Origin of the sequence: Cereibacter sphaeroides 2.4.1 (genome assembly GCF_000012905.2) — a bacterium.
Classification (GTDB): domain Bacteria; phylum Pseudomonadota; class Alphaproteobacteria; order Rhodobacterales; family Rhodobacteraceae; genus Cereibacter_A; species Cereibacter_A sphaeroides.
In genome coordinates, this window is the sequence record NC_007493.2 from 2134420 (window position 1) to 2149565 (window position 15146).

General features: G+C 71.9%; 14 protein-coding genes and 1 tRNA gene. 8 read left to right on the top strand and 7 right to left on the bottom strand.

What is annotated here, in order from left to right; all coding sequences use genetic code 11:
• The first annotated feature begins 117 nt into the window (after nt 1-117).
• The 5 genes from RSP_RS10305 (at nt 118) to RSP_RS10325 (ending at nt 4657) form a co-directional block, all read left to right on the top strand.
• Nucleotides 118-360 carry a hypothetical protein gene (locus tag RSP_RS10305; protein ID WP_002720566.1) on the top strand — a complete coding sequence of 81 codons (243 nt, stop codon included), beginning with the start codon at nt 118-120 and terminating at the stop codon, nt 358-360.
• A gap of 89 nt (nt 361-449) precedes the next feature.
• Entirely contained in the window at nt 450-1736 is a 1287-nt protein-coding gene (locus RSP_RS10310; RefSeq protein WP_002720567.1) for a homoserine dehydrogenase, read from the top strand.
• Nucleotides 1737-1798: 62 nt separating this feature from the next.
• Nucleotides 1799-2764 (top strand): class II fructose-bisphosphatase, encoded by a 966-nt coding sequence (gene glpX / locus RSP_RS10315; RefSeq protein ID WP_009565540.1) that lies wholly within the window; start codon nt 1799-1801, stop codon nt 2762-2764.
• Nucleotides 2761-4512: a single-stranded-DNA-specific exonuclease RecJ gene (recJ, locus tag RSP_RS10320; RefSeq protein WP_009565538.1), complete on the top strand. Its 1752-nt coding sequence runs from the start codon at nt 2761-2763 to the stop codon at nt 4510-4512. Before glpX ends, recJ begins: the two co-directional genes overlap by 4 nt.
• A gap of 70 nt (nt 4513-4582) precedes the next feature.
• Nucleotides 4583-4657 (top strand) — tRNA-Glu (locus RSP_RS10325).
• A 66-nt stretch (nt 4658-4723) separates the two neighbouring features.
• Here RSP_RS10325 and RSP_RS10330 read toward each other — a convergent pair.
• Both RSP_RS10330 and RSP_RS10335 read right to left on the bottom strand, forming a co-directional pair.
• The gene (locus RSP_RS10330; protein ID WP_017140276.1) at nt 4724-5803 is read right to left on the bottom strand and encodes a GGDEF domain-containing protein; all 1080 of its coding nucleotides are present in this window, start codon (nt 5801-5803) and stop codon (nt 4724-4726) included.
• A gap of 176 nt (nt 5804-5979) precedes the next feature.
• Nucleotides 5980-6975 (bottom strand): 2-hydroxyacid dehydrogenase, encoded by a 996-nt coding sequence (locus RSP_RS10335; RefSeq protein ID WP_011338207.1) that lies wholly within the window; start codon nt 6973-6975, stop codon nt 5980-5982.
• Between the two features lie 202 nt (nt 6976-7177).
• Between RSP_RS10335 and RSP_RS10340 the strand changes: the two genes are divergently transcribed.
• Nucleotides 7178-8116 carry a DUF6635 family protein gene (locus RSP_RS10340; protein WP_011338208.1) on the top strand — a complete coding sequence of 313 codons (939 nt, stop codon included), beginning with the start codon at nt 7178-7180 and terminating at the stop codon, nt 8114-8116.
• 17 nt (nt 8117-8133) lie between these two features.
• On the top strand, nt 8134-8991 hold the full coding sequence (locus RSP_RS10345; RefSeq protein ID WP_017140277.1) for a CHAD domain-containing protein: 858 nt from the start codon (nt 8134-8136) through the stop codon (nt 8989-8991).
• A 20-nt stretch (nt 8992-9011) separates the two neighbouring features.
• Here RSP_RS10345 and RSP_RS10350 read toward each other — a convergent pair whose 3' ends face one another.
• The 5 genes from RSP_RS10350 to RSP_RS10370 all read right to left on the bottom strand — a co-directional run bounded on the left by RSP_RS10350 (nt 9012) and on the right by RSP_RS10370 (nt 13539).
• Nucleotides 9012-10019 (bottom strand): GGDEF domain-containing protein, encoded by a 1008-nt coding sequence (locus RSP_RS10350; protein WP_011338210.1) that lies wholly within the window; start codon nt 10017-10019, stop codon nt 9012-9014.
• On the bottom strand, nt 10019-10606 hold the full coding sequence (locus RSP_RS10355; protein ID WP_011338211.1) for a heme NO-binding domain-containing protein: 588 nt from the start codon (nt 10604-10606) through the stop codon (nt 10019-10021). Before RSP_RS10355 ends, RSP_RS10350 begins: the two co-directional genes overlap by 1 nt.
• Before the next feature lie 63 nt (nt 10607-10669).
• Complete coding sequence (locus RSP_RS10360; RefSeq protein ID WP_011338212.1) at nt 10670-12391, bottom strand: DUF4153 domain-containing protein; 1722 nt, start codon at nt 12389-12391, stop codon at nt 10670-10672.
• Between the two features lie 121 nt (nt 12392-12512).
• On the bottom strand, nt 12513-13205 hold the full coding sequence (locus RSP_RS10365; protein WP_002720577.1) for an HAD family hydrolase: 693 nt from the start codon (nt 13203-13205) through the stop codon (nt 12513-12515).
• 55 nt (nt 13206-13260) lie between these two features.
• Complete coding sequence (locus RSP_RS10370) at nt 13261-13539, bottom strand: DUF3572 domain-containing protein (protein ID WP_011338213.1); 279 nt, start codon at nt 13537-13539, stop codon at nt 13261-13263.
• Between the two features lie 128 nt (nt 13540-13667).
• Here RSP_RS10370 and RSP_RS10375 point away from each other — a divergent pair, with 128 nt between their 5' ends.
• Nucleotides 13668-15053, top strand: a complete 1386-nt coding sequence (locus RSP_RS10375; RefSeq protein WP_011338214.1) for a diguanylate cyclase — start codon at nt 13668-13670, stop codon at nt 15051-15053.
• The last annotated feature ends 93 nt before the right edge of the window (nt 15054-15146 follow it).

Here is a 15146-nt window from a genome sequence, read left to right on the forward strand (position 1 = left end):
CGGCAGGCCGGTCCCTTCGGTCCGACGGCCGCTGCCGCGTACTCCCCCGCCGGCCGAGGGGCCTTGCCGCCGCTGCGGCGCAAAGGCTAATCTGCGGACGCCCCAACGGAGCCTCCGATGCGCCTTGCCCTGATCCTCGCCGCGATGGCGGCCCTTGCCGGCTGCACGGCCTTTCCCGAGGTGGAGGCCCGCACGAGCCGCGCCGATGAGCCTGCCCCGCCGCTCCTGCCGCTCGACGAGCTTCTGGCGCGGGCGGGAACCCCCACCGTGACGCCCGAGACGCAAGCCAGCCTCGAAGCGCGCGCCGCCGCCCTTCGCGCGCGAGCCGCCAGCCTGCAAAGCGCGCCCGCAGAGCCCTGAGCCGCGTTGCTCTTCCGCCCGCGACCGGCTAACAGACCAGCGCATCCAGCCCGGCGCCGCCGCGCCGTCAGACAGATTTCGGAGGTTTCATGGCTGCCCCCCTGCGTCTTGGTATTGCCGGTCTCGGCACCGTCGGTATCGGGGTGGTCAAGATCATCCAGCGTCACGCCGACCTGATCGCCGCCCGCGCAGGACGCCCGGTCACCATCACCGCCGTCTGCGCCCGCGACCGGTCGAAGAACCGCGATGCCGATCTTTCGGGCTACGCCTGGGAGACGGATGCGGTGGCGCTGGCACAGCGCGCGGATATCGACGTGTTCGTCGAGGTCATGGGCGGCTCGGAAGGGGCGGCGCGCGCCTCGACCGAGGCCGCGCTGGCCGCCGGCAAGGATGTGGTGACCGCGAACAAGGCGCTCCTCGCTCATCACGGGCAGGCCTTGGCCGAGATGGCCGAGGCCGCGGGCCTCGCCATCCGGTTCGAGGCTGCCGTCGCGGGCGGCATCCCGGTCATCAAGGCGCTGACCGAGGGGCTCGCCGGCAACCAGATGCGCCGGGTGATGGGCGTCATGAACGGCACCTGCAACTACATCCTGACCCGGATGGAGACCGCGGGCCTGCCCTACGACCATGTCTTCGAGGAGGCCCGCCAGCTCGGCTATCTCGAGGCCGACCCGAACCTCGATGTCGGAGGGATCGACGCGGGCCACAAGCTCTCGCTTCTGGCCTCGATCGCCTTCGGCACCCGCGTCAGCTTCGACGACGTGCAGCTCGAGGGGATCGGCCAGATCTCGATCGACGACATCCGCCATGCGGGCGATCTCGGCTTCCGCATCAAGCTTCTGGGCGTGGCGCAGGTGTCGGGCCGCGGGCTCGAGCAGCGGATGACCCCCTGCCTCGTGCCCGCCGACAGCCCGCTCGGCCAGCTTCAGGGCGGCACCAATATGGTGGTGCTCGAAGGAGACGCGGTGGGCCAGATCGTGCTGCGCGGCCCCGGCGCGGGCGAAGGCCCCACCGCCAGCGCCGTGATGGGCGACGTGATCGACCTCGCGCGCGGACTGCGCCTGCCCACCTTCGGCCGCCCCGCCACGAGCCTCGTCGAGGCGGTGCCCGCCAAGGTCGCGGCGCCCGCGCCCTGGTATCTGCGCATGACGCTCCTCGACAAGCCGGGGGCGCTGGCCAAGATCGCGACGGCGCTCGGCGAGGCCGGCATCTCCATCGACCGGATGCGCCAGTATGGCCACGAGGGCGGCCACGCCCCGGTGCTGATCGTCACCCACAAGGCCTCTCGCGACGACATTTCCCATGCGATCAGCCGGTTCGGGGCCACGGGCGTCCTCGTCGGCGAACCTGTGGCGATCCGCATCGAAGAGGTTTGATCCCCCCTTCCCGTTCCGCTAGGGAGGGGTCGGAGAACTTGCACCCTCGAGGAAAGTGACCAATGGCAGACGCCGCACAATTTCATGACCGAATGCTTTCGCTGGGCCTCGCCCGTGTGTCCGAGGCCGCTGCCCTCGCCTCGGCTCGCCTGATCGGGCGCGGCGACGAGAAGGCCGCCGACCAGGCTGCGGTCAACGCGATGCGCGACCAGCTCAACCTGCTCGACATCGCCGGCGTCGTCGTCATCGGCGAGGGCGAACGCGACGAGGCGCCGATGCTCTTCATCGGCGAGGAAGTCGGCACCGGCCATGGCCCGGCCGTGGATATTGCCCTCGACCCGCTGGAAGGCACGACGCTGACCGCCAAGGACATGCCGAACGCGCTGACCGTGATCGCCATGGCGCCGCGCGGCACGCTGCTGCACGCCCCCGACGTCTACATGGAAAAGCTCGCCATCGGCCCGGGCTATGCGCCCGACACGGTGACGCTGAAGATGACCCCCGCCGAGCGGGTCCATGCGCTGGCCAAGGCCAAGGACGGCACCCCCGAGGATGTCACGGTCTGCATTCTCGAGCGTCCGCGCCACGAGGAGCTGATCGCCGAGGTCCGCTCGACCGGGGCCGCGATCCGGCTCATCACCGACGGCGACGTGGCCGGCGTGATCCACTGCGCCGAGGCGCATCTGACCGGCATCGACATGTACATGGGCTCGGGCGGCGCTCCCGAGGGCGTGCTCGCCGCCGCCGCGCTGAAATGCATGGGCGGCCAGATGTATGGCCAGCTCCTGTTCCGCAACGACGACGAGCGCTCGCGCGCCCGCCGCGCCGGCATCCAGGATCTCGACCGGATCTACACCCGCGACGAGCTGGTGACGGCCGACGTGATCTTCGCCGCGACCGGCGTGACCAACGGCTCGATCCTCGCCGGCATCAAGCGCGAGCCGGGCTGGGTGACCACCGAAACGATCCTGATGCGGTCGAAGACCGGCTCGGTCCGGCGGATGAGCTACCGCAGCCCGGTGAAATGACGGGCCCGGCGGCGCGCGCCTTCCTGGGGGTCGAGGCCTCCGCGACCGGGCGCCGCTGGGTTGGCCCCTCCCCCGAGGAGGACCGGCTGGCCGAGGCGATGGCGCAGACCACGCGCCTGCCGCTCGCGCTCTGCCGCACGCTGGTGCGGCGGGGCGTCCCGGCCTCCGATGCCGAGAGCTTCCTCGCGCCCGCGCTGCGCGACCTCCTGCCCGACCCGCTGACGCTGAAGGACATGGCGCCCGCCGCCGCGCGGCTGCTGCAGGCCGTGGCCCGGCGCGAGCGGATCGCGATCTTCGCCGACTACGACGTGGACGGCGGCTCCTCCGCCGCGCTGCTGATCGTCTGGCTCCGGGCGCTCGGGCGCTCGGCCACGCTCTACATCCCCGACCGGATCGACGAGGGCTACGGCCCGAACGTGCCCGCCATGCAGGCGCTGGCCGAGGCGCACGACCTGATCCTCTGCGTCGATTGCGGCACCCTCTCGCACGAGCCCATCGCGGCGGCGAAGGGCGCGGATGTGGTGGTGCTCGATCACCACCTCGGCGCCGAGACGCTGCCGCCCGCGCTCGCCGTGGTGAACCCCAACCGGCAGGACGAGGACGGGGCGCTGGGCCATCTCTGTGCGGCCTCCGTTGTGTTCCTGCTTCTCGTCGAGGCCAACCGCCGCCTGCGCGCCGAGGGCGTGCAGGGGCCGGACCTGATGGCGATGCTCGACCTCGTGGCGCTGGCGACCGTGGCCGATGTCGCGCCGTTGACAGGTGTCAACCGCGCGCTCGTGCGGCAGGGCCTCAAGGTCATGGCGCGGCGCGAGCGGCCGGGCCTCGTGGCGCTGGCCGATGTGGCGCGGATGAAGACCGCGCCCAACAGCTATGCGCTGGGCTTCCTTCTCGGCCCGCGCGTCAATGCCGGCGGGCGGATCGGGCAGGCGGATCTCGGCGCACGGCTGCTGTCCACCGAGGACCCGCGCGAGGCGCAGGCCTTGGCCGAGCGGCTCGACCAGCTCAACACCGAGCGGCGCGAGATCGAGGCCCGCGTCCGCGAGGAGGCTCTGGCTCAGGCCGAGGCGCGCGGCATCTCGGGCCCGCTCGTCTGGGCCGCGGGCGAGGGCTGGCACCCCGGCGTGGTGGGCATCGTGGCCGCCCGGCTGAAGGAGGCCACCAACCGCCCCGCCGTGGTGATCGGCTTCGAGAACGGCATCGGCAAGGGCTCGGGCCGCTCGATCGCCGGTGTGGATCTGGGCGCTTCCATCCACCGCGTGGCGCATGAGGGGCTGCTTCTGAAGGGCGGCGGGCACCGGATGGCTGCGGGCCTCACCGTCGAGGAAGGCCGCCTCGAGGCCGCGATGGAGCGGCTGGGCGAGCTGCTGGCGCGGCAGGGGGCGGCCGAGGCGGGTCCGGCGGACCTGCGGCTCGACGGACTCCTGATGCCCTCGGCCGCCACCGCGGAATTCGTCGAGCAGATCGACTCCGCAGGCCCCTACGGGGCGGGCGCCGCCGCGCCGCGCTTCGCCCTGGCAGATCAGCGCGTGACCTGCCGGCGCATGGGCGACAAGCACATGCGGCTGACGATCGGCGGCGCCGAGGGCCGGCTCGAGGCGGTGGCCTTCGGCTGCTTCGACGGGCCGCTCGGCCCGCTTCTGGAAGGCGGCGGCGCAGGCCGCTTCCACCTCGCCGGCCGGCTCGAGATCGACACCTGGGGCGGCAGCGCGCGCGTGCAGATGCGCCTCGAAGACGCGGCGCGCGCATGATTTTCACGAAGCGCGAAATTCCCTCTTGCGCTGCTCCCTGCGCCGAAATATGACCGCGCCTGTCCCGAGTGGCCCGTTCGTCTATCGGTTAGGACACCAGGTTTTCAACCTGGGAAGAGGGGTTCGACTCCCCTACGGGCTGCCACTTCCTTCCCCTTGATTTGCTGAAGTATTCCCCTTCGAGGGGTGCAGTTGTCGCGCAGGATCCGGCTCAGGCGCAGGCTTCGAAGATCGACCGGGCGCGGCCCTCGCGCTTGGCACGGTAGAGCGCCCCGTCCGCAGTGCGGCTCGCCTCGCCGAGGTCGACGCGGCCCGGCGGCAGATGCGTGGCGCCGATGCTCACCGTGACATCCACCCGCGTCAGATCTCCGATCCGGCAACTCATGGTCAGCATCCGCTGCAGCCGTTCGGCCGCGCGGCCGGCCTCGGGCGCATCGACATCCGGCATGAGCACCGCGAATTCCTCGCCGCCGAGGCGGATCACGCTGTCCCCGGGCCGCACGGCCCGGCGCAACCGCTCGGCCATCGCGCGCAACACATGATCGCCCGCCTCATGCCCGTGGATGTCGTTCACCCGCTTGAAATGGTCGATGTCCACGATCATGAGCGCGGTGCCCCGCGACCGCGCGAGGCTGTCGGCCTCCGCGAACCGGCGCTCGAAGCTGCGCCGGTTCAGCACGCCGGTCAGAGGATCGGTCTGGGTCTCGGTGAGCAGCGTCCGCTCGCGCTGCGCGGCCGCCCTCTCGCGCTGGAGGAAGGTGCCGAACACCAGCGCCCCTGTCAGATTGAGCAGGACGAGGATGGCGGCGAGCACCTCGAGCGAGTCGGTGCGCCCGACGGGCAGCCAGGCCAGCAGCACGAGGGGCAGCGAGATCATCACCGCGAGCAAGACGAGCCCCGTGAAATGGCCGAGCCCGAGCCTGCGGCGCAGCACCGGCCAGAGCGATCCCATCAGGGCCGATGCGGCCATCGAGCCGGCGGCCAGCGCGGGCATCGCGGTCGAGACGAGCGAGATCCGCAAGAGGAGGCTGACCATGAGGGCGACCGTCGCACCGAGAGGCCCGAGGAAGGCACCTGCGAAGCCGATGAAGAGCGCGCGGCTGTCCACGATGACCCCGGGGGCCACGGCGATCGATTGCATCATCTGCACGCTCGCCCCGAAGCCGAAGGCGAGGCCCAGCAGCACATGCCGCAGGCGGCGCGACAGCCCCAGCCTCTGCACGCTGCCGTAGATCAGGGCGATCATGCCCATCATGGCAAAGCTGTTGATCAGATGGAGAATGAGAGCCACCAGTTGCTGCCCGGATCAACCGGCGGATGCGCCGCCTGCGGCGACTCTTGCCCGAACCGGACGGGCTCCGCAACCGTGTCGCACCCCCGCGGAGATGCTCGGGATGAGAAGTCGGGGCCGGATGCGCCGGGGCATCCGCGCCCCTGCCATTCGCGAAGCGCGAACGGCGCGGCGCCTCAGCGGGGGGCAGTCACCGGATGGAGAACGCGGCCCGTATCCTCGTAGGCGGTGATGTTGTCGATCGTGGTGCGGGCGATGCCGCTCAGCGCCTCGCGGGTGAAGAAGGCCTGATGGCCGGTGATGAGCACGTTCGGGAAGGTCAGGAGCCGGGCGAAGACATCGTCCTGAATGGCCTTCTGCGACAGGTCCTCGAAGAAGAGGTCGGCCTCCTCCTCGTAGACATCGAGCGCGAGCCCGCCGATCACGCCGCTCTTGAGCCCGCGGATCACGGCGCTGGCATCCACCACCGCACCGCGGCTGGTGTTCACGATCATCACGCCGCGCTTCATGAGGCCGATGGCCCGGTCATCGATCAGGTGATGCGTGTCGGGCGTGAGCGGACATTGCAGGCTGAGAATGTCGGCCTCGGCGAAAAGCCGCTCGAGCGGCACATAGGTCACGCCGAGGGCCGCGCATTCGTCGGACGGATAGGGGTCCGAGGCGATCACGCGGCAGCCGAAGCCGCGCATGATGCCCGCGAAGGTGCTCCCGATGAGGCCGGTGCCGACGACGCCCACGGTCTTGCCGCAGAGATCGAAGCCGAGGAGCCCCTCAAGGGCGAAATTGCCTTCGCGCACCCGGTTGAAGGCGCGGTGGGTGTTGCGGTTGAGCGTGAGGATCAGGGCCACCGCATGTTCGGCGACCGCGTGGGGCGAATAGGCGGGCACGCGCCCCACCGTCATCCCGGCGGCCTCGGCGGCCGCCAGATCGACATGGTTGAAGCCCGCCGAGCGCAGCGCGATCAGCTTCGTGCCGGCCGCGGCCAGCTCGGCGATGACGGGCGCCGTCACCTGATCGTTCACGAAGGCGCAGATGCAGTCGGCCCCGCCGGCGAAGCGCACCGTCTCGTCGGACAGGCGCGCCTCGATGAAGGCCAGCTGGTGCCGGCCCTCGTTGGCGGCGGCGAGAAACTGGCGGTCATAGGGCTTGGCGCTGAAGATGGCGACGTCCAAGGCAGGCTCCTTCCGATCATTTCGCGAAAGGCTAATGCGATGGCGCGGGGGTCCGTCAACCCCGGGTGGTCTTCGCGGGGCGACGGCTGCGCCTCCTGCCCAATGCTGCGGCGGGCCGCAGGGTCCGGGATCGCCCCCGCGCCGGCTTGCGGAGGCTCGGGCCGCTTCCCATCTCAGCCCCCGGGAAAGGGGGGCCGGAAACATGGACGCCGAGACCGAGGCTGCGCTCGTTGCCGCAGGCCACCGCTACTTCGCGGACCGGCGCGCGAAAGTGCCGGGCTTCGTGCGCCGCACCTTCGGTCTGAGGGGCACGCTCGGCCTCCACCGCCACGCGCTCGGCTGGGACATCCTGAAGGCCCCGATCAACGTGGCGCTCTCTCCGCTCTTCGTGGCAAGCCGGCTCGGCGCCCTCGCCGCCGATGGGCTCAGCGCGCGCGGGATCGCGCGCTGGCTGCGGGCGCGCCGCATCCTGCTGCCCACCGCCGTCGCCCGCGAGACCGAGCGGCGGATCGTGGCGGATCTGCTGGAACTCCCGTGGCGGCAGGGCGGGAGCGGCTCCTCGCGCGACGCGCTGGCCGAGGCGATGCTGGCCGAGCCCGCGCTGCGGGCGCTGATCCAGCGGCGGCTCGAGGCCGGGGTCGAGGCGCGGGTCGCGGCGCGGCTCGGCGATTATTCCGGCACGCGCTCGGCGGTGGCCGAGATGACCACCGCCATGGGCACGCTCGGCGCCGGGGCGCTGGCCTTCAATGCGCTGACGCCGGGGGTGCTGTCGCTGGCCCCGGCCCTGTCGGCGATCCTCGCCCATCAGGCGGCGCTGGCGGCCTTTCCCCTCGGCGGCGCGCTCGGCTCGGTCTGGCTCGGGCTCTTTCCGGTGGCGGCCTCGCCGCTGCAGACCGGCGCGGTGGTGGTGTCGCTGATGATGACGGGCTCGATCCTTGCCGCCTTCGCCGGCGTGGTGGCCGATCCGATCCAGACCCGCCTCGGCATCCACGACCGGCGGCTCAACCGGCTGATCGATGCGCTGGAGGACGAGTTCACCGGGTCGGGCCGTCACGGTTTCGTTGCACGCGAGCATTATCTGGCGCGGATGATGGATCTTGCGGACGCGGGCATGGCGACGCTGCGCCTGTTCCGGGGGTGAGACGGCAGAGAGGACGCATGGCGCGGGACGACAAGGGGATCGGCTGCGAGACGGCCGAGGAGGCTTTCCGGCGCATCGCCCTCGAGTGCGGCGAAGCCTTTGCGGCAAGCCACGCCCGCACGATGGAGGAGGACGATCCCGAGGGGCCGCACAAGGCGCGGGTGGCCCTGCGGCGGCTGCGCTCGGCGCTGGCGGCGTTCGATCAGATCCTCGACGCAGGCTTCGCGCGGAAGACGGGGCGGCGGGCGCGCAGGCTCTTTCGCATTCTGGGCGAGCTGCGCGATGCCGACGTGCTGGCGGGCCACCGGACGGACGGGCCCGAGGCCTCGGCCGCCGCGCGCGAGGCGGACCGGATGCGGCGCAAGGTGCGCAAGCGGCTGCGGCGGGCAGAGGCCGAGACCTTCGCGCCGAAGCTGGCGCGGCGGCTCGATGCGCGCCGGTGGCTCCGCGGCAACCGGCGGGCGCGGGCGCTGGCCACGCAACCGGCGACGCGTCTCGGAGGACGGGCACTGAGCGACGCCTGGGCCGCCTGCCTCGCGCACGGGGACGATCTTGCGGCCATGTCGGACGAGGAGCGGCACGAGATGCGCAAGGATCTCAAGACCATGCGCTACACGGTCGAGTTCTTTGGCGAGCTCTGGGCGGGCAAGGCGCAGGCCCGTTTCCTCGGACGGATGAAGGCGCTTCAGGATGCGCTCGGCCATCTGAACGATCTGGCGATGCTGCGCCGCGAGGGCGCGCTGGACACGCACCACGCCGACGCCGCCGGAGAGGCGATGCAGACGGCCGGTGCGCTCTGGTCGCAGACCGCCGCGGCGCCGATCTGGTGGCGCGAGGGCGAAGGGCAGGCGCGAGGGGAGACGTCCCCGGCCTGAGGCGGGGGCTGCGGCCTGTTCTAGGGATCGCGCCGACGCTCCGGTCGCATCCCCTCGCTCAGCACGGCGGTCCCCCGGCCGGCGCGCTTGGCCGCGTAGAGCGCCTCATCCGCATCGGCGAGCATCCGCGCGAGGTCGGGCCGGTCATACCGCACCGAGAGCGTCATGCCGATGCTGGCCGAGACGCGGCAGACACCGCCGCCGAAGGGGATGGGCCGGGCCACATCGGCAATGACCCGCGCGGCCAGCCGCTTCATCGGCGCGGGATCGGAGAGGCCGGGGAAGAGCATCATGAATTCGTCGCCCCCGATCCGGGCCACCGTATCTCCCGTCCGGGTCTCGCGCGACAGGACCTGCGCCACCGCGCGCAGCACCTCGTCGCCCGCGGCATGGCCGAAACTGTCGTTCACCTCCTTGAAGAAATCGAGATCGAGATGCATCAGCCCGAAGGGCCGGCGCGTGGCGATCACGGCCTCGAGGGCCTGATCGATGGCCCGACGGTTCCGGAGCCCCGTAAGCTCGTCCGTCAGCGCCTCCTCCTCGGCCAGCCGGCGGGCCCTCTCGAGCCGGCCGTTGAGGCGGCGCAGTTCCTCGGCGACGGCGGTCTTGGCCTCGACCAGATAGAGCAGCTCGACCGCGAGGTCGGTCGGCGCGAAGTCTCCGTCGGTCAGGCCGTGGCGGCGCACGGCCTCGATCACAGAGATCCCGAAGGACAGGTTCAGCAGAAGACCCCGCCCCTCGTGCTTCGGCGTGGCCACCCCGCGCAGGCTGACGCCGCCGTCGAGCGTGGTGAGATGGAGGCGCACGCCGGTGCGCGCGGCGAGCGCCGCCGGCGTCTCGATGCCCGTGGGTCTGCGCACCTTGAAGAGGTCGAAGAAGGGCCGGCGCACCGGCGACTCGGCGAAGAGCTTGCGCAGGGTCGGGCCGCAGCCCGCGATCTCGCCCAGCGGATCGAGACGCAGATGCATGGGCATGAGGAGGTCGAGCCCCCCTGCCCCGATGCCGACGGGCTTTGAAAGATTGCCCATCAGCCCAGCCGCTCCGCCAGATCGAAGGGCCGGCCCGCCGAGAAGGCCGGATCGAGGAGCGCAATCGAGACCGCCTCGCCCTCGGGCGTCTGCCCGCGATGCACGAGCATCACGAGCACCCCGTAGTCGTCGGCCATGGCGCGCAGCAGCCCCAGCATCACATGGCCCATGCCCTCGAGCGGCGAGGCGCAGATGAGCCGGAAGCGGTTCGGCCCGAGGTCGGTGATCTGCAGGTCCGGCAGGTCGAGATCGGGCAGCGCCAGCCGCGCCCGGTCGGGCAGGTCATCGAGCGAATGAAGGAAGTCGGTGAAGGTCACGCCTCCGAAGCGCAGCAGGCGTCGCAGGCGCGCCGTCGTCGGATGCGAGACGAGATAGGTGCCCACATCCTCGAGAAGCGCGTCCCGCGAGCGGGAGAGGCGATGGGCGGCGGCGGCAATGACCGCCTCCGTGTCGGACAGCTCGTAGGTCAGCATAGGCTCGAACGTGTCGAAGCCGAGCCGCGCATCGCGCGCGACATCGGCCCAGAGCGCGGGACTGTATGTGTCGCGCAGGAAGCACTCGATCGCCCTGTTCACCAAGCCATGCACGCCGCCGGATCCTCCTCAGGATCCGAAGACTAGCCGGCAGCGCTTAACAAGATCCCAAGGAGATCAGGGCATCAGCACGAAGGCGCTGCCGCCCGCGCGCAGCCGGTTGACCGGTGCCGGGCCGAGATCGGGGCCTGCGTCGAGCTGGCCTGCGATGATGGCCTCGGGCGCCTCCGCCGTGGTGGGCGTCAGGTCCTGCACCGTGAGTGTGTCGAGCCGGCCTTCGCTCAGGCCGAAGCCCTGCTGTGAAAGACCGCCGCGCGGGCGCAGCATCAGCACCAGCGCCTCCTCGCCCGGACGGTCGGTGAGGAAGTCGCCCACGATCATCACGCAGCCCGGGCGGCCGTCGGGCAGCGCGATGCGGCAGCCGTCGCGCCAGACCCTGCGCTCGGCGGGCGCGAGGCGGGCCACGACGGCCGCGCGCATGGCCTCCTTGCCCGGGGGGCGCACCTCCATCAGGGTGGCGAGCTCTACCGCCAGATCCTCGCTGGCCCGCATCCGCCCCGGCACACCCGGCCGGGCCAGCCGGTCGGCCAGCGCCTCCTGACCGGGCTCGGAGGCGCGCTGCTGCAGCGCCTCGAGCGCCTCGGATCCTGCGCGGCCCCAGCGGCCGATGGCATAGGGATCGAGATCGGGCAGCTCGGTCCGGCCGTCGAGGACGCGGGCCAGCTGGTCGTGCGCCGCGATCCGGGTGGGGTCGAAGAGCGGCGTCTGCCAGAGGGCCGCGGTGACGAGCAGCACAAGCGCCATGCCGATGTTGCCCGCCCGGATCCGCGCCATCCAGGCACGCCCCGACAGGACCGAACCGGCATACAGGAGCCCGTAGGCCAGCGCGAGCGCGGCCGCCACCGCCCCGGCCAGCCGGTCGGGCGTCCAGCCATAGGCCGCGACGCGCTGCCAGAGCGCCCAGGCCGCCACCGCCGCCGGAACCGGCAGGAGGAGCGCCAGGGCCTGCGTCGCGCGGCGCATGAAGGCGCCCTCCACCGCCTCGGCATCGCTCTGGTCGATGGCGATGGTGACGAGGAGCGCGGCCGCCGCCGCCATCGCGATCAGGGTCTGCGCGACCGAGACCGTGCCGAACCCCGCCTCGAGGCCCCGGAGCGGCAGGCCGAGGATGAAGAGCGCCACGACGCAGAGGACGAGCGGCAGGAGGATGCGCAGGAGCTTCAGCACCAGCGCGGGCGAGATCAGGTCGGAATATTCCATCACCACCGCGAGGGCGAGACCGAGCGCGAGGCCGGTGACGAGCCAGGGGCCCATGTCGGTGTCGGTGATGCGGCCGATCACATCCACGCCCACCAGCTCGAGCAGGGCGTTGGAGAGGAGGAGGAGCCCCCAGACCAGCGCCGTGAAGAGCCAGGCCGCGGCCATGCGTACGGTCAGGGTCCAGGCGGCGGTGAAGAGGGCGGGATAGTCGCGCCAGTTGCCCTGATCGGCGGCCACGAGGAAGGGCAGCGGCACGAGGGCGAGGATCAGCACCGGCAGCACGCTGCCCGCGACGCTGAACATCGATTCGATCCCGTCGAACCGGAGGCTCGCGACGAGAAGGAAGACCGTGACCGCCGCCGCGACGAGCGCCGCCCCGGCCGCCGCGCGCCGGGCGGGGAGCGGGCCGGTCAGGCTCAGCCAGCCGCCGAAGAAGACCGCGGCAAAGCCCGTGGCGCCCAAGGCCGCGCGGTCGGGCAGGATCTGCTGTTCCGCGACCTTGAGCAGGAGGTGCAGGCACAGCCCCGCGAGCCCGCCCATGGCGGTCATCACCAACCGCTGCCGCATGTGCCGTTCCATCGCGCCTCCCGAAGCTGCCGCGCGGGGACGCTAGCGCGAAGCCCGGGGCTCTTCCAGTCGACCCGGCGGGAAGCGGCCCAGAAGCCGCAGGAGCCGGGCTCCCGAGGCGGAGGGCCTGCCGTCAGGCCGCCAGACCGTCGATCCAGTCCGCGAGCTCTCCGATGTCGGGCAGGACCGCATCGGCCAGCCCCGCGAGATCCTCGGCCACGGCGATGCCGGTCAGGACCGCCACCGTCCGCATCCCGGCCGCCCGCCCGGCGATCAGGTCGTGCGCGGAATCGCCCACCATCACCACCTGCGCCGGTGCGAGGCCCAGCCGGTCGGCGAAGGCCAGAAGCATCCCCGGCTCGGGCTTGCCCCCGTGGCCGGAATCCGCCCCGGCGATGAAATCGAACAGGTCGGTCAGCCCGTGCCGGCCCAGATGCGCCCGCGCCGGAAGCTCGGAATCGTTCGTGGCCAGCCCGATCTTCAGCCCGCGTGCCCGGAGGCCCGCCAGAAGCGGCTGAAGCGGCACCGCCTCGCACATCTCCGCCCCGGCCGCGAGCCGGTTCATCCGCGCCACCAACTCCTGCTTGTCGCAGCCGGGAAGCAGCGGGAGCAGAAGCTCGGCAATCTCCTCGGCGGTCGCGGCGATGACCGGGCTCCACGGGGCGAAGGCGCCGGTCTCCATGTCGTAGCCGAGCGCCGCAGCGAGATCCTGCGCCTGCGCCTCGGTCTCCGCGAGCTCGCGCAGGAGATGCGCCGACCAGGCGCCCCAGCTGCGACGGAAGTCGAAGAGCGTGCCGTCCTTGTCGAAGATGATGCCGCGGATCATGTCCACCTCCCTGCCCCGGCCGAACGTGCCATCCTGAGCGGCAGATGCAAAGGGATCATGTCCAATGCGTCTGGGCGCCGCCGGGAAGGGCCGCCCGCGCGCGCATCGGCGCCTCGTAGTCGAGCCCCGCCTCGTCGCAGAAGCTCATGACGCGGGCATCCTCGGCCATCAGGAAGTCGAGCACGCCGATCAGGAAGGCGGGCTTGCCCGCATCGCGGCGCACATCCTCGGGCGTGGCCCCGGTCATGTGCAGGAAGGCATCGAGCAGCCCCTCCTGCGCCGCGATCCAGCCCAGCGCCTGCAGAGCCAGCGTCTCGGCGGCTTGTCGCTGCATGTCGATCCCTCATGTCTGTCCGCAGAGCTCGGTCAGAGCACATCCGGGTGACAGGGGGAAGCCGGGAAAGGAAACCTTAACCAGTTCCCCGCCAGAGTGGGGCCAGAGCGAGGCAGGGCGGCAGGGGCATGGGCGGCAAGGTCTTAATCACCGACAATGTGGCCACGAACCGCATCGTCCTCAAGGTCAAGCTCGCGGCGGCCTGTTACCTGCCCCTGATGGCGGGCGACGGGGCCAGCTGCCTGTCGCTGGCGCGCGGGGAACTGCCCGATCTGATCCTGCTCGACTGGGCGCTGCCGGACGTGCCGGGCCTCGAGGTGCTGCGGCACCTGCGCGCGGATCCGGCGACACGCGACATTCCCGTCATCATGATCTCGGCCTCGCGCGATCCGGCGATCCGGCTGCAGGCGCTGGCCGAGGGGGCCGACGACTTTCTCGCCAAGCCTCTGGACGATCCGGTGCTGATGGCGCGGCTGCGCAGCCTCCTGCGGCTGCGCGACAGTTCGGGCGAGGGCGCGGTGCGCGGGGCCGCGCTCCGCGCGCTGGGTCTGGCGGAACGGGCGGAGTCCTTCGAGGGGCCGGGCCTGATCGCGCTCGTGGCGGCACGGCCCGAGACGGGCCTGCGCTGGCGGAAGGAGCTTCAGGCGCTGATGCCCGACCGGATCGTGCTTCAGACCCGCGAGGAGGCGCTGGCCGAGGCCGGTCCGGTGCCCGACATCTTCGTGATCGATGCCGATCTCGACGGGCCGGGCGGCGGGCTCAGGCTCATGTCCGACCTCCGCAGCCGGGCCGGCTCGCGCCATGCCGCGGTCTGCATCGTCCGCGGACAGATGGGCGGCGAGGGTGCGGCGATGATCTACGATCTCGGCGCGAACGACCTCCTGCCCGCGGCCTTCGATCCGCGCGAGGCGCGGCTCCGGCTGCGCAACCTCCTGCGCCGCAAGCGCCGGGGCGACGAGATGCGCGCCACGCTGCAGAACGGGCTCCGGCTTGCGGTCGTGGATCCCCTGACCGGGCTCTACAACCGCCGCTATGCGGGCGCCCATCTCGCCGCCGTGGCCGAACGGGCGCGCGCGGCGGACGAGCGGTTCGCGGTGATGGTGATCGATCTCGACCGGTTCAAGTCGGTGAACGACCGCTGGGGGCACGGCGCGGGCGATGCGGTGCTCGTGGCCGTGGCGCGGCGGCTGCATGCCAACCTCCGCCCCGGCGACCTGATCGCGCGCATCGGCGGCGAGGAGTTCCTCGTGGCGCTGCCCGACGTGCCCCGCCCGGAGGATGCCCATGCGGTGGCCGAGCGGCTGCGCGAGGCGGTCGAGGAGGAGCCGGTGCCCCTGCCCGGCGGCGGCAGCCTGCGGGTGACGATCTCGGTGGGCCTTGCCCTCTCGCCCGACGAGGCCGGACGGCGCGCGGAGCCGGTCGATGCGGTGGTGCAGCGGGCCGACAGCGCGCTCCTCCTCGCCAAGTCGGCGGGCCGGAACCAGGTCACGATCGAGCGGAGCGCCGTGGCCTGACCGCGGGCACCGCCTCAGGCCTGCGTGCGGCCCCGTCGGCCGCGATGCTCGTCCTACGGACGCGGTCTCAGCCATGCGGGCGACCCCGCTCGC